Source organism: Pseudomonas petroselini (assembly GCF_045037875.1).
In the GTDB taxonomy this organism is placed as follows: Bacteria; Pseudomonadota; Gammaproteobacteria; order Pseudomonadales; family Pseudomonadaceae; genus Aquipseudomonas; species Aquipseudomonas petroselini.
Map to the genome: position 1 here is coordinate 546,703 of NZ_CP173614.1, position 13,382 is coordinate 560,084.

At 59.9% G+C, this 13,382-nt stretch carries 13 protein-coding genes; 6 read left to right on the forward strand and 7 right to left on the reverse strand.

What is annotated here, in order from left to right; genetic code table 11:
• Window positions 1–111 precede the first annotated feature (111 nt).
• Window positions 112–1,098, reverse strand: coding sequence for a phosphate ABC transporter substrate-binding protein PstS (locus ACI512_RS02640; protein ID WP_015886581.1), 987 nt, complete (start codon window positions 1,096–1,098; stop codon window positions 112–114).
• A gap of 307 nt (window positions 1,099–1,405) precedes the next feature.
• Here ACI512_RS02640 and ACI512_RS02645 point away from each other — a divergent pair, with 307 nt between their 5' ends.
• The gene (locus tag ACI512_RS02645; protein ID WP_236379671.1) at window positions 1,406–2,440 is read left to right on the forward strand and encodes a helix-turn-helix domain-containing protein; all 1,035 of its coding nucleotides are present in this window, start codon (window positions 1,406–1,408) and stop codon (window positions 2,438–2,440) included.
• Window positions 2,437–2,937, forward strand: coding sequence for a type II toxin-antitoxin system VapC family toxin (locus tag ACI512_RS02650; protein ID WP_231809734.1), 501 nt, complete (start codon window positions 2,437–2,439; stop codon window positions 2,935–2,937). The genes ACI512_RS02645 and ACI512_RS02650 overlap by 4 nt, the downstream gene beginning before the upstream one ends.
• Here the strand turns inward: ACI512_RS02650 and ACI512_RS02655 are convergent.
• Window positions 2,934–4,223, reverse strand: coding sequence for an MFS transporter (locus ACI512_RS02655; RefSeq protein WP_064053217.1), 1,290 nt, complete (start codon window positions 4,221–4,223; stop codon window positions 2,934–2,936). The genes ACI512_RS02650 and ACI512_RS02655 overlap by 4 nt on opposite strands.
• Before the next feature lie 406 nt (window positions 4,224–4,629).
• Here ACI512_RS02655 and ACI512_RS02660 point away from each other — a divergent pair, with 406 nt between their 5' ends.
• Both ACI512_RS02660 and ACI512_RS02665 read left to right on the forward strand, forming a co-directional pair.
• Window positions 4,630–5,034 (forward strand): acyl-CoA thioesterase, encoded by a 405-nt coding sequence (locus tag ACI512_RS02660; RefSeq protein ID WP_003176975.1) that lies wholly within the window; start codon window positions 4,630–4,632, stop codon window positions 5,032–5,034.
• A gap of 57 nt (window positions 5,035–5,091) precedes the next feature.
• On the forward strand, window positions 5,092–5,991 hold the full coding sequence (locus ACI512_RS02665) for a D-hexose-6-phosphate mutarotase (RefSeq protein WP_236379670.1): 900 nt from the start codon (window positions 5,092–5,094) through the stop codon (window positions 5,989–5,991).
• Between the two features lie 120 nt (window positions 5,992–6,111).
• Here ACI512_RS02665 and ACI512_RS02670 read toward each other — a convergent pair whose 3' ends face one another.
• The 5 genes from ACI512_RS02670 to ACI512_RS02690 form a co-directional block, all read right to left on the reverse strand.
• Window positions 6,112–6,648: a DUF3299 domain-containing protein gene (locus ACI512_RS02670; RefSeq protein WP_050784921.1), complete on the reverse strand. Its 537-nt coding sequence runs from the start codon at window positions 6,646–6,648 to the stop codon at window positions 6,112–6,114.
• Window positions 6,649–6,726: 78 nt separating this feature from the next.
• Window positions 6,727–6,972 carry a GlsB/YeaQ/YmgE family stress response membrane protein gene (locus tag ACI512_RS02675; protein WP_015886585.1) on the reverse strand — a complete coding sequence of 82 codons (246 nt, stop codon included), beginning with the start codon at window positions 6,970–6,972 and terminating at the stop codon, window positions 6,727–6,729.
• A 105-nt stretch (window positions 6,973–7,077) separates the two neighbouring features.
• A complete protein-coding gene (locus ACI512_RS02680; RefSeq protein WP_015886586.1) occupies window positions 7,078–8,163 on the reverse strand; it encodes a 5-(carboxyamino)imidazole ribonucleotide synthase in 1,086 nt (361 codons plus the stop codon).
• 11 nt (window positions 8,164–8,174) lie between these two features.
• On the reverse strand, window positions 8,175–8,666 hold the full coding sequence (gene purE, locus ACI512_RS02685; protein WP_003176980.1) for a 5-(carboxyamino)imidazole ribonucleotide mutase: 492 nt from the start codon (window positions 8,664–8,666) through the stop codon (window positions 8,175–8,177).
• A 331-nt stretch (window positions 8,667–8,997) separates the two neighbouring features.
• Window positions 8,998–9,906: a LysR substrate-binding domain-containing protein gene (locus tag ACI512_RS02690; RefSeq protein ID WP_015886587.1), complete on the reverse strand. Its 909-nt coding sequence runs from the start codon at window positions 9,904–9,906 to the stop codon at window positions 8,998–9,000.
• A 182-nt stretch (window positions 9,907–10,088) separates the two neighbouring features.
• Here ACI512_RS02690 and aspA point away from each other — a divergent pair, with 182 nt between their 5' ends.
• Together aspA and ACI512_RS02700 are read left to right on the forward strand one after the other, a co-directional pair.
• Complete coding sequence (gene aspA / locus ACI512_RS02695) at window positions 10,089–11,513, forward strand: aspartate ammonia-lyase (RefSeq protein WP_025854459.1); 1,425 nt, start codon at window positions 10,089–10,091, stop codon at window positions 11,511–11,513.
• Window positions 11,514–11,905: 392 nt separating this feature from the next.
• The gene (locus ACI512_RS02700; RefSeq protein ID WP_015886589.1) at window positions 11,906–13,351 is read left to right on the forward strand and encodes a sodium:alanine symporter family protein; all 1,446 of its coding nucleotides are present in this window, start codon (window positions 11,906–11,908) and stop codon (window positions 13,349–13,351) included.
• Window positions 13,352–13,382: the final 31 nt, after the last annotated feature.

Genomic DNA, 13,382 nt, shown 5'->3' on the forward strand with positions numbered 1-13,382 from the left:
TATGACAGAAAGATGACAGTGCAGTGACGCAACAAATCCGCCGCGAAGCAGGGCTGGCAGCGGACTAGAAAATTCGGGTGCGGAGCCGGCAGGCCGGCTCCGCAAAGGCAATCAGTTGCCTTCTTTCAGGCCCAGGTCAGCCAGCGCCTTGGCGGCGACTTTGGCTGGCAGTGGGATGTAGCCGTCTTTCACCACAACTTCTTGGCCCTGCTTCGACAGCACAAGCTTCACGAACTCAGCTTCCAGCGGAGCCAGCGGCTTGTTCGGGGCTTTGTTGACGTACACGTAGAGGAAACGCGACAGCGGGTATTTGCCGTTCAGGGCGTTTTCTTCGGTGTCTTCGATGAAGTCAGTGCTGCCTTTCTTGGCAAGGGCCACGGTCTTCACGCTGGCGGTCTTGTAGCCGATGCCCGAGTAACCGATGCCGTTCAGCGAGGAGCTGATCGACTGCACGACCGAAGCCGAGCCTGGTTGTTCGTTCACGTTTGGCTTGTAGTCGCCTTTGCACAGGGCTTCTTCTTTGAAGTAGCCGTAGGTGCCGGATACCGAGTTACGACCGAACAACTGCACCGGCTTGTTGGCCAGGTCGCCGGTCACACCCAGGTCGCCCCAGGTTTTCACGTCGGCTTTAGCGCCGCACAGACGAGTCGAAGAGAAGATCGCGTCGACTTGTTCCATGGTCAGGTGCTGGATCGGGTTGTCCTTGTGCACGAATACCGCCAGGGCATCCACGGCGACCGGGATAGCGGTTGGCTTGTAGCCGTACTTCTGCTCGAAGGCCGCCAGTTCGGTGTCCTTCATCTTGCGGCTCATCGGGCCCAGGTTGGAGGTGCCTTCGGTCAGCGCAGGTGGCGCGGTAGCGGAGCCGGCAGCTTGAATCTGAATGTTGACGTTCGGGTATTCCTTTTTGTAACCCTCGGCCCACAGGGTCATCAGGTTAGCCAGGGTATCGGAACCGACGCTGGACAAGTTGCCCGACACACCAGTGGTCTTAACGTAAGCCGGGATTGCCGGATCAACACCAGCGGCCACCGCGTTGGCGGTCGCAACGCCAGCAGCGACAAAAGTCATTGCCGCCATCAAACGTTTCAGTTTCATGCCTTGCTCCTAGCAGATAGGGATAGTTGGATCGGGGCCAAGTATCGGGAGGCCGTGTGAACACTCTATGTCTGGAATGTGACAGTTAGATGAAAGGCCACTATTGGACGGGAATCTGCCCTTAAGTGGGGAGCATTCAGAATTGTGGTTCAAGAGCCAGCTCGGACTTTTCCGACAGCCCTTTAAGGTTGCCGCTCGGAAGTGCGACCCCTAACCTGCCATCGCATCCAGGCTTGAGCCGCAACACCTCACCTAAGGTTGACAAAAATGTAGTTATGCATAGTCTTGTCAACCCAAGGAGGCTTTTATGATCAATGACCGAATTCGCCGCGCAAGGCTGCTAAGAGGCCTGTCACTCGAGGCTCTGGCGCTCCAGCTAGGTGATATCACCAAACAAGGCTTGAGCAAATATGAGAAAGGATTGAGCACTCCCAACTCCAGGCGCCTCCTGCAATTGGCCAAGGCACTGGAAGTGAGCCCGGAGTATTTTTTTCGTCCTGAAGCCTTGCCACTGGCTCCACTGGAGTTTCGCAAACTGGCCAAAATGCCTCAGTACCGCCAAGTGCAAGTCGAAGAGCAGGTCCGCGAGCACCTGGAACGCTACATCGCCCTTGAAGGATGCTTCGAGCCGTTGGATATCCAGACCGCTAGAACCCCAGCGTACTTATTGCCCGTGTCCTCCATAGAAGAAGCTGAGATAGCGGCTGACGAACTACGAAAATATTGGGGGATAGGCGGCGATCCGATCGCCCACTTGACCGAACAACTGGAAGAACATGGCATCAAGGTAGTGATGCTGGAGGATCCGGATGATTTTGATGGCGCCTGCGTCTCCACCCGTGACGGCGAACATGTCCTGATTGCCTTGAATGCCCAACGTCCGGGTGAACGCATTCGTTTTACTGCAGCCCATGAGTTGGGACATTGGGTCATGCAATTGCCCGAAGAAATGCCAGAACGCGAAAAAGAGAACTGCTGTCATCGTTTCGCCGGCGCCTTTCTTTATCCAGCTGATGCCGTTACCCGTGATTTTGGTAGCCGCCCTCGCTCGAGAATTCATACCCAGGAACTACTGATCGCCAAGCGTCAGTACGGAATTTCAATGCATGCCGCATTGCGCCGCCTCAAAGATCTCGGCCTGGTAGGTGATACCGGCTACAAACTGCTCACCATCCAATTCAGCACTCATGGTTGGCGCAAGGCTGAACCCGAGCCACTCCCCTGCAAACCACCGCAGCGCTTCGAATCCTTGGTGTTCTGGGCGTTGGCGGAAGAGTTGATAACTAGGTCCCGGGCCGCGGAATTACTGCGAAGACCTCTGACGGCACTGGAGAGTGCATGAGCCTGATCTATATCAGCGATACGAATATCTGGATCGACTTCAGAAATGCCGGACTGCTGGAACAGATGTTCAAACTGCCCTTTACCCTCTGTTGTACCGACTTCGTTCTATATGAGTTGGAAGACATCTTCCACGACGAGTTGCTCGCCCAGGGCCTTTTGGTTGAGTCGTTTGATGAAAGAGATGTACAAAAATTACTCAATTTGAAAATTGAGCATGGCAACAGCTCAATGGCCGATGTGTCCTGCTATTTGTTGGCTCTTACCACTGGCAGGCCATTGCTGACAGGTGATGGGAAACTACGTCGCCAGGCTCAGAAAGACGGCATCCAAGTACGTGGTGCCCTCTGGCTACTGGACCTCATGATCGAGCACTACACAATCACCTCGTCAGTCGCTGCGCAAGCCCTGGAAAATATGCTTTGGCACGGCGCGAGATTGCCAGGAGCGGAATGCGAAAGCAGGCTCTCACGTTGGCGAGAGCCTGATCAGGATTAGCGGGAACGCTTCCACAGATACCCGCCCACTGCCATCCCCATCACACACAGGGCAGCTACGTAGTAGGCCGGGCCCATCGGGCTTTCCTTCATCAGCAGCGACACCGCCAACGGCGTCAGACCGCCGAACACGGCGTAGGCCACGTTGTAGGAGAACGACAAGCCACTGAAGCGCACTACCGGCGGGAAGGCCTTGACCATTACATACGGCACCACGCCGATGGTGCCCACGAACAAGCCGGTCAAGGTGTACAGCGGGAACAACCAGTCAGGATGTGCAAAGAGGCTGTGGTAAAGCGTCCAGGAAGTCGCGAGCAACAGCGCGCAACCGGCCACCAGTACGCGGCCAGCACCAAAGCGGTCGGCCAATGCGCCGGAGGCGATGCAGCCCAGGCTCAAGGTGACGATGGCCAGGCTGTTGGCTTGCAGCGCAACGGTCGGGCTGAAGTGATAAACCGTCTGCAGCACGGTCGGGGTCATCAGGATGACCACGACGACGCCGGCCGACAGCAGCCAGGTCAGCAGCATCGACAACACGATGGCGCCGCGGTGATCACGTAGCACGGCGCGCAATGGCAGCTCGGCGGCCAGGGTCTTGCGCTGCTGCATCTCGGCGAAGATCGGGGTTTCATGCAGCCAGCGGCGCAGGTACACCGACAGCAGGCCGAACACACCACCCAGCAGGAACGGGATACGCCAGGCGTAATCCGAGACCTGCTCCGGGCTATAGAGCGTGTTGATCGCAGTGGCCACCAGCGATCCCAGCAGGATCCCGGCAGTCAGGCCGCTGGTCAGCGTGCCGCAGGCGTAGCCGATGTGGCGTGGCGGTACGTGCTCTGAAACAAACACCCAGGCGCCCGGGACTTCACCCCCGATGGCCGCGCCCTGGATGATGCGCATCAGCAGCAACAGGACTGGCGCCCACAGGCCGATCTGCGCGTAGGTTGGCAGCAGGCCCATGATCAGGGTCGGCACGGCCATCATGAAGATGCTCAGGGTGAACATCTTCTTGCGGCCCAGCAGGTCACCGAAGTGCGCCATGATGATGCCGCCCAGCGGGCGTGCCAGGTAACCGGCGGCGAAGATGCCAAAGGTCTGCATCATGCGCAGCCATTCGGGCATGTCGACGGGGAAGAAGAGTTTTCCGACCACGGTGGCGAAAAACACGAAGATGATGAAATCATAAAACTCCAGCGCCCCGCCCAAGGCAGACAGCGACAGGGTTTTGTAGTCGTTGCGGGTCAGCGGGCGCGACGGTTGCGCACTGCTTGCGGGCACGGAGGACATGGCAAGGCTTCTCTTATAGTAGTCAGCTTGATAAGGACGGCACGCCCGTGACTTGCGGCGGTCTGGCAAGATAGCAAATCGCTTGTAAAAGCACAGCGCCAGGAGAACAGTTGCGCGCAAAAGCCGCGATACAGCGCCTATTTAACGACCAAATGAGCGCCGGGAGGTCGTCGTGGCGCCAGGGTCTCGATATACTCGGCCCTTGCAAGCGCAAGACCCGCAGTCTTGAGGGGCTGCTGTGCCAAAACGTCGTTGGGTGCCGTCCAGCCGATTTGGCAGAGTTTCCCTTTAGTACGCCTTACGAGAAACGCATCACGCGGTGTATGTTGGTGCTGAAACGTTTTTTTCGAAGACGGCTATCCACTTGAAATACCCATGAAGCGTCACGGGTCAGAGGCCCCTCGGCATGATCGAACTCGAACAAGAAGATCCTATCCCGCAAGGCGACCTCGCCCTGCAAATCACCGCACTGCCGCGTGAAACCAACGGTTTCGGCGATATCTTCGGCGGCTGGCTGGTCGCCCAGATGGACTTGGCCGGCACCGCCATGGCCAGCAAGGTGGCAGGTGGTCGCGTGGCCACCGTGGCTATTGATCGCATGGCGTTCCTGGTGCCGGTGGCAGTGGGCGCGCAATTGTCCTTCTATACCCAGGCCCTGGAAATCGGCCGCAGCTCGATCCAGATGATGGTCGAAGTGTGGAGCGACGACCCGCTGTCCAGCGAATGGCGCAAGGTGACAGAGGCGGTGTTTGTATTCGTCGCTATCGATGGCAGCGGCCGCACGCGTTCCGTGCCTTCACGCGCGCGTTAAACCTCGCGGGTTTTTGACGGTCAATTGCCCCATTGCCTGCCATTAAGAGTGTCTGTTATGCCTACGCCCCACGTTGAGACCGTAAAGATCGACGAACTGGACTGCTGGCGCATCCGCCACAACGGCGCCGAGCTGATGATTGCCCAGCAGGGCGCACATATATTCAGTTACGGGCGCGAGGGCGAGCAGCCGCTGATTTGGCCGAACCCTGAGGCGATGTTCAAGAAAGGCAAAGGCATTCGTACCGGCGTACCGGTGTGCTGGCCGTGGTTTGGCGTGTTTGACCGTAACCCGCAGAGCGTTAAGGCAATGCGCCAGAGCGAGCAGCCGGCCGGTGCTCACGGCTTTGTGCGTACAGCATTGTGGGAATTAGCTGACACCACACTCGAAGGCGAAGCGCTGCGGGTGGACCTGCAACTACCGGTTCCCGCAGGCGGCTTCCCCGACTGGCCCCATCAGGTCGACCTGAACCTGAGCCTGCTGCTGGACGACCAACTGCATATCCGCCTGACCAGCCATAACCGTGGTACCGAGACAGTGACACTCAGCCAGGCGCTGCACACTTACTTCGCCGTCAGCGATGTACGTAACGTGCAGGTCGAAGGGCTGGACGGTGGGGCCTATATCGACACCGCCGACGGTTGGACCGAGAAAACGCAATCCGGTCTGCTGCACTTCACCGCCGAAACCGACCGCATCTACCTCGACACGCCGTCCCAGCTGGCTATTGTCGATAAAGACTGGCAGCGCCGCATTCAGCTCACTGCCGAGGGCTCGAAATCGACCGTGATCTGGAACCCCTGGACCGAACGCGCCAAGGCGTTCGACGACATGGCCGACGATGGCTGGCAGGGCATGCTGTGCATCGAGACGGCGAATGTGCTGGATGATGTGGTGAGCCTGGCCCCAGGTGAAAGCCACACCTTGGGCGTGAGCATCACCGCTGTCGCCCTGTAGGAACGCCGATCAAAATGTGGGAGGGGGCTTGCCCCCGATCGCTGTCTATCAGTAGCAAATGTGCTGACTGATCCACTGCTATCGGGGGCAAGCCCCCCCACATTGGTTATATGTTGCCCTTTAAAGATCGGATTCCTTTACCACCCGCACTTTCCCCGCATCCAGCGCATACGCCGCATCGGCCAGATCGTTATTGACCTTCTCCACCTTCAACGTGCCCGTGACCCACAGTGGCGTGTAGATGTCGTCCAGCTTCAACCCCTTGGGATAGCGCACCAGCACCAACTGGTTAGGTGGCGGAGGCGGCACGTGGATGCAGGCGCCTGGGTACGGCACCAGGAAAAACAGGGTGCTGCGACCCTTGGCGTCGGTCTCCAACGGTACTGGATAGCCGCCAATTCGGATGTTCTTGCCATTCATGGCGGCCACGGTCTTGGTGGAGTACATCACCGCCGGCAAGCCTTTGCTCTGCTTCAGGCCACCTTTGTCGGTGAACGTGCCTTGGGCTTCGGGGGAGTTGTGGTCGATCTCGGGCATGGCTTCGAGGGCTTTTTGATCCGACAACGGCATCAGGTCAAGCCAATCGGTTTCCGGCAGTTCGCCGGCGTGGGCCAGGCCAGAGCCTAGTAATAGGAGCGTAAGCAGAAGACGACGCATGGAGAGGCTCGACAAGGTTAACAGTGTCGGCATTCTAGCCCCCTGCGCCTGCGCAGCGCAGAGGGCCGTAACGCTAAATCATTTTTTTCGCAGCAGGCCGTAGATCACCAGCAGCACGATGGCGCCGATCAGCGCACCGAGGAAGCCTGCGCCTTGACCTGCCTGGTAGATGCCCAGGGCCTGCCCACCGTAGGTGGCGACCAGGGAACCTGCGATACCCAGCAGGATGGTCATGATCCAGCCCATGCTGTCGTCGCCTGGCTTCAGGAAACGCGCCAGCAGGCCGACGATCAAGCCGATAAAGATGGTTCCGATGATACCCATGGCATTTCCCTCTGATTGAATTGAGCTATGCCAAAGCCTAGTCAGGCTTTGGCATCCTGCAATCAGAGGATGGCGGTCACCGAATGGTTCCCGCCGAGTCCAGGCTTATTGCTCGGCGATCAGCGCCTCGACCTTGAGGATCTGCGCTTGCAGGGTCGCGCGGTCCTTGCAACGCAGGTTGGCGTGGCCGACCTTGCGCCCGGCCTTGAAGGCCTTGCCGTAGTGATGCAGATGGCAGTCGTCGATGGCGATGACTTTTTCCACTGGCGGTACCACACCGATGAAATTGAGCATGGCGCTCTCGCCGACCTTGGCCGTGGAGCCCAATGGCAAGCCCGCCACCGCCCGCAGGTGGTTTTCGAACTGGCTGCACTCGGCGCCTTCGGTGGTCCAGTGCCCGGAGTTGTGCACGCGCGGGGCGATTTCGTTGGCCTTGAGGCCACCGTCGACTTCAAAGAATTCGAACGCCATCACGCCGACGTAATCCAGTTGCTTGAGCACACGGCTGGAATAGTCTTCGGCCAGGGCCTGCAGCGGGTGGTCGGTGCTGGCCACGGACAGCTTGAGGATGCCGCTGTCGTGGGTGTTGTGCACCAACGGGTAGAAGCGGGTTTCGCCATCACGGGCACGCACGGCGATCAGCGAGACTTCGCCGGTGAACGGCACGAAGCCTTCCAACAGGCAGGCGACGCTGCCCAGCTCGGCGAAGGTGCCGACCACATCGGCAGCCGTGCGCAGGACTTTCTGGCCCTTGCCGTCATAACCCAAGGTGCGGGTTTTCAGCACGGCCGGCAGGCCGATGCTGGCGACTGCAGCGTCCAGGTCTGCCTGGGACTGGATATCGGCGAAGGCCGGGGTCGGGATGCCCAGGTCCTTGAACATGCTCTTTTCGAACCAGCGGTCGCGGGCGATGCGCAAGGCTTCGGCGCTTGGGTACACCGGTACGAACTGCGACAGAAACGCAACGGTTTCGGCCGGGACGCTTTCGAACTCGAAGGTGACCAGGTCGACTTCGTCGGCCAGTTGGCGCAGGTGGTCCGGGTCACTGTAGTCAGCGCGCAGATGCTCACCCAGCGCGGCCGCGCAGGCGTCCGGCGCCGGGTCCAGGAAAGCGAAGTTCATTCCCAGCGGGGTTCCGGCCAGGGCCAGCATGCGACCCAGTTGGCCGCCACCGATTACACCGATTTTCATCGTCAACAACCTCAGGCGATACGTGGGTCTGGATTGTCCAGCACGCTGTCTGTCTGTTCAGCACGGAATTTTTTCAGCACCGCGTGGAACTGCGGGTGCTTGGCGCCCAGGATGCTGGCGGACAGCAAAGCTGCGTTAATCGCACCGGCCTTGCCGATCGCCAGGGTCGCCACCGGAATGCCCGCCGGCATCTGCACGATGGACAACAGCGAGTCCACGCCCGAGAGCATCGCCGACTGCACCGGCACGCCGAGCACCGGCAGGTGGGTCTTGGCCGCACACATGCCTGGCAGGTGCGCTGCACCACCGGCACCGGCGATGATCACCTCGATGCCACGGGATTCTGCTTCATCGGCATACTGGAACAGCAAATCCGGAGTGCGGTGGGCGGAGACCACTTTCACTTCGTAGGGAATGCCGAGTTTTTCCAGCATATCGGCGGTGTGGCTAAGGGTGGACCAATCGGACTTGGAGCCCATGATCACGCCAACCAATGCACTCATCGTCGTGCCTCTTCTCTCTGGGCGCCCACAGGCGCGTCAAAAAACAACAAGCCACGCGGGAAATCCGGCGTGGCTTGGTGTACGAATTAAGGCCGGTTGGACCGGCCGAAGGCCGCGCAGTATACCGTAATAATGCAGATAAACAGCCCCTGGAATGACCATCTGTCCAGTGGCGCAAAGCGGCGGTTTTATTGACTTAAGAGTCAGCCCAATCACCACAAAACCCTGTGGGAGGGGGCTTGCTTCCGATGACCGTGTGTCAGGCACTTATCTGTCACTGATACACCGCTATCGGGGGCAAGCCCCCTCCCACATTTGCCCGGTGTTCGGCTCAGGTGGTTTGCGCCGCGCCACCTTCCAGTTTTCGCCACAACAACCGCACATTCGCCTTGCGCACCAACGCGCAGCGATACAAGCGGATCTCCAATGGCACATGCCATTGCGGACCGCCGCAGACAACCAGTTCTCCGCGAGCGAGTTCGGCGCGCACGCTCAACTGCGGTACCCAGGCGATGCCCAGGCCTTCAAGGGCCATGCTCTTGAGGCTATCGGCCATGGCGGTTTCATAAACCGTCGTAAAACGCAGGGCGCGTTGGCGCAGCAGTAAATGCACCGAGCGGCCGAGGAACGCGCCAGCGCTGTACGCCAGCAGCGGCACACTGCCCTCGCCTTCCAGGTCAAACAACGGTTTACCGTCGGCATCAGCGGCGCACACCGGGAGCATTTCGGTGTTGCCCAGGTGCAGGGACGGGAAGATTTCGGCGTCCATCTGCATGGCGGCGTCCGGGTCGTAGAACGCCAGCATCAGGTCACAACCCCCTTCGCGCAGGGCGTGCACGGCGTCACCGACGTTGGTGGCGACTAAGCGGGTGGCAATGTTCAGGCCTTCGTTGCGCAGTTGTGCGATCCAGCGGGGGAAGAAGCCCAGCGCCAACGAGTGAGCCGCCGCCACTTGCATGACTTCGCCCTGCCCGCCTTCCAAGTGGTGCAAATGGCGCAGCACTTCACCGAGCTGTTCCACCACGGTGCGCGCCGTGACTAAAAACAACTGCCCCGCCGCCGTCAGCTCTACCGGCGTACGCGAGCGGTTGACCAGGGTCAGGCCCAACGCGGCTTCCAGGCTGCGGATACGTCGACTGAACGCCGGCTGGGTGACGAAGCGTCGCTCGGCGGCCTGGGAAAAGCTGCGGGTCGCTGCCAGGGCACTGAAGTCTTCCAGCCATTTGCTCTCAAGGTTCATCACGTCCTCCCACGGGTACGCACCATTTTGGCACACACGCCCGCCATCATAGCTGGGTCACACTCACATTATGCCGTTTGTGCATAGGCCAGTGTTTAACAGCATTGGCCCAAAAACTTGCACAAGCCTAGCATTCGCAGCGTTCCGGCCAGTTCCGGGTCCATATCGAGATGATTTCCGTCATGTCCTCCGCTGCATCATTCCGCACAGAAAAAGACCTGCTTGGCGTACTCGAAGTACCTGCCCAAGCGTATTACGGCATCCAGACCCTGCGAGCGGTGAATAACTTCCGCCTCTCGGGCGTTCCGATTTCGCATTACCCGAAATTGGTGGTCGGCCTGGCAATGGTCAAGCAAGCGGCGGCAGATGCCAACCGCGAGCTCGGTCAGCTCAGCGAAGCCAAGCACGCTGCCATCAGCGAAGCCTGTGCCCGCTTGATCCGCGGCGACTTCCACGAAGAGTTCGTGGTGGACATGATTCAAGGCGGCGCCGGCACTTCAACCAACATGAATGCCAACGAAGTCATCGCCAACATCGCGTTGGAGGCCATGGGCCACAACAAGGGCGAGTACCAGTACCTGCACCCCAACAACGACGTGAACATGGCGCAGTCGACCAACGACGCCTACCCGACCGCGATCCGCTTGGGTCTGCTGCTGGGCCATGACGCGCTGCTGGCCAGCCTCGACAGCCTGATCCAGGCATTCGCCGCCAAGGGCGTCGAGTTCAGCCACGTACTGAAAATGGGCCGCACCCAATTGCAAGACGCCGTGCCGATGACCCTCGGCCAGGAATTCCGCGCCTTCGCCACCACCCTCGGTGAAGACCTGGCGCGCTTGAAAACCCTGGCGCCAGAGCTGCTGACCGAAGTGAACCTGGGCGGCACCGCCATCGGTACCGGCATCAACGCCGACCCGCGTTACCAAGCCCTGGCGGTACAACGCCTGGCGGTGATCAGCGGCCAGCCGGTTGTGCCTGCCGCCGACCTGATCGAAGCCACCTCCGACATGGGCGCCTTCGTGCTGTTCTCCGGCATGCTCAAGCGCACTGCGGTGAAGCTGTCGAAGATCTGCAACGACCTGCGCCTGCTGTCCAGCGGCCCACGCACCGGCATCAACGAGATCAACCTGCCGGCGCGCCAGCCAGGCAGCTCGATCATGCCCGGCAAGGTCAACCCGGTAATCCCGGAAGCGGTTAACCAAGTCGCGTTCCAAGTGATCGGTAACGACCTGGCCCTGACCATGGCAGCCGAAGGCGGCCAACTGCAGCTGAACGTAATGGAGCCGCTGATCGCCTTCAAGATCTTCGACTCGATCCGCTTGCTGCAACGCGCCATGGACATGCTGCGCGAACACTGCATCGTCGGCATCACCGCCAACGAAGCGCGCTGCCGCGAACTGGTGGAGCATTCCATCGGCCTGGTCACCGCGCTGAACCCGTACATCGGCTATGAAAACGCCACCCGCATCGCCCGCATCGCCCTCGAAAGCGGCCGCGGCGTGCTGGAACTGGTGCGCGAAGAAGGCTTGCTCGACGACGCCATGCTCGACGACATCCTGCGCCCCGAAAACATGATCGCTCCACGCTTGGTCCCGTTGAAGGCCTAAGCGTCTGTTGCACTGCTCACCAGGCTGAGGGACTAGACACCTCTCACCTTTTGAGGGCCTGAAGGCTCGTTCTTCAGGCCCTTTTTTTTGCCCCAAGGTTGTGAAATGACGCCCATAAAAACTCCAATATCGCCCTGCCAATCCACCGCCCCCTCAGTCGCATGGCTGAAACCTTTAATCAGCCCGAGCAGACGGATCTCGTTCGCCTAGGTATAGTGCCGCCCCTCTTCGCGTGTGCGGCCGTCGGTAACGAGGCCCAGGTACAACGCGAAACCGCATGAATAACAACCCGCAAAAGGATTGGGGTCGAACTGTCGCGCACTGCCTGGTGCGATGCGATGGCGTCGAACCGTCCTGCGTTTGCCATTAGAAAAATCAGCGAGGAACACTCCATGCTCGAAGTCATCAACGACTTCCTCTCAGGGAAAGTACTGATCGTGCTCATTGTCGGGCTCGGCGGTTATTTCACGATTCGCTCGCGTTTCGTACAGTTGCGCCACTTTTTCCACATGTTCTCAGTGTTCAAAGACAGCCTGAAGAGCAGCTCCGGCCAGCTCAGTTCGTTCCAGGCGCTGATGCTCAGCCTGGCCGGCCGCGTCGGTGCAGGTAACATCGCCGGTGTCGGCATTGCCGTGACATTGGGTGGCCCAGGTGCCGTGTTCTGGATGTGGGTCACCGCGCTGGTGGGCATGTCTTCGAGCTTTATCGAGTGCTCCCTCGGCCAGCTGTACAAACGCACTGACGCCGAAGGCACTTACCGTGGCGGCCCCGCGTATTACATCCAGCACGGCCTGCACAAGCGCTGGCTGGGTATGGTCATGGCGTTCCTGCTGCTGGTGACCTTCGGCTTTGCCTTCAACGGCCTGCAAGCCCATGCCGTGACGCACTCGCTGAACAACGCTTTCGGCCTGGACACCACCTACACCGGCCTGGCCCTCGCAGTATTGCTGGGCTTGGTGTTCATCGGCGGGATCAAGCGCATCGCTTCGATCGCCGACCTGCTGGTGCCGGTCAAGACCCTGGTCTACATCGCCGTGACCCTGTACGTGATCGTGCTGCAGTTCGACCACGTACCCGCCATGCTCGCAACCATCGTCAAGAGCGCGTTCGGCCTCGACCAGGCCTTCGGCGGCCTGGTGGGCAGCGCGATCATCATGGGTGTTAAGCGCGGCGTGTTCGCCAACGAAGCCGGTTTGGGCAGTGCGCCTAACGTGGCGGCGGTGGCGTCGGTAGAACACCCGATCGCCCAAGGCGTGGTGCAAGCGTTCAGCGTGTTCCTCGACACGTTCGTGATCTGTACCTGCACCGCCTTGCTGATCCTGCTTTCCGGTTTCTACACCCCAGGCTTCGAAGGCGACGGCATTGCCCTGACCCAGAACTCCCTGGCGGCCGTGGTCGGTGATTGGGGCCGCATGTTCATCTCGGTGGCCCTGGCGTTATTCGTGTTCACCTCGATCATGTACAACTACTACCTCGGTGAGAGCAACCTGCGCTTCCTGGTGGGTAACAACCGCAAAGTGCTGATGGGCTATCGCGCACTGGTGCTGGTGCTGATTTTCTGGGGTTCCATCGAGAACCTGGGCACCGTGTTCGCCTTCGCCGACATCACTATGACGATGCTGGCGTTCGTTAACCTGTTCGCCCTGGCGTTCCTGTTCAAGATCGCCATGCGCATCCTGAACGACTACGACAACCAGCGCGCCGCAGGCATCAAGACCCCGGTATTCGACTCCAGCCAGTTCCCAGACCTGGACCTGGACCGCAAGGCCTGGCCGGCCAATCCGGCAAAACCGGACGTTGCCGTCTCGGCTGAACTGAACGCTCAAGCGCAACGCTGAGCGTAGATAGATGACACGCCGCCTGGCCTTG

Coding starts and splice junctions, on each gene's coding strand:
- ACI512_RS02680 (WP_015886586.1), bottom strand. CDS start 8,163: ATGAAAATCGGTGTAATCGGTGGCGGCCAACTGGGTCGCATGCTGGCC.
- ACI512_RS02675 (WP_015886585.1), bottom strand. CDS start 6,972: ATGGGTATCATCGGAACCATCTTTATCGGCTTGATCGTCGGCCTGCTG.
- ACI512_RS02655 (WP_064053217.1), bottom strand. CDS start 4,223: ATGTCCTCCGTGCCCGCAAGCAGTGCGCAACCGTCGCGCCCGCTGACC.
- ACI512_RS02690 (WP_015886587.1), bottom strand. CDS start 9,906: ATGAACCTTGAGAGCAAATGGCTGGAAGACTTCAGTGCCCTGGCAGCG.
- ACI512_RS02700 (WP_015886589.1), top strand. CDS start 11,906: ATGCTCGAAGTCATCAACGACTTCCTCTCAGGGAAAGTACTGATCGTG.
- ACI512_RS02660 (WP_003176975.1), top strand. CDS start 4,630: ATGATCGAACTCGAACAAGAAGATCCTATCCCGCAAGGCGACCTCGCC.
- ACI512_RS02645 (WP_236379671.1), top strand. CDS start 1,406: ATGATCAATGACCGAATTCGCCGCGCAAGGCTGCTAAGAGGCCTGTCA.
- ACI512_RS02665 (WP_236379670.1), top strand. CDS start 5,092: ATGCCTACGCCCCACGTTGAGACCGTAAAGATCGACGAACTGGACTGC.
- aspA (WP_025854459.1), top strand. CDS start 10,089: ATGTCCTCCGCTGCATCATTCCGCACAGAAAAAGACCTGCTTGGCGTA.
- purE (WP_003176980.1), bottom strand. CDS start 8,666: ATGAGTGCATTGGTTGGCGTGATCATGGGCTCCAAGTCCGATTGGTCC.
- ACI512_RS02650 (WP_231809734.1), top strand. CDS start 2,437: ATGAGCCTGATCTATATCAGCGATACGAATATCTGGATCGACTTCAGA.
- ACI512_RS02640 (WP_015886581.1), bottom strand. CDS start 1,098: ATGAAACTGAAACGTTTGATGGCGGCAATGACTTTTGTCGCTGCTGGC.
- ACI512_RS02670 (WP_050784921.1), bottom strand. CDS start 6,648: ATGCGTCGTCTTCTGCTTACGCTCCTATTACTAGGCTCTGGCCTGGCC.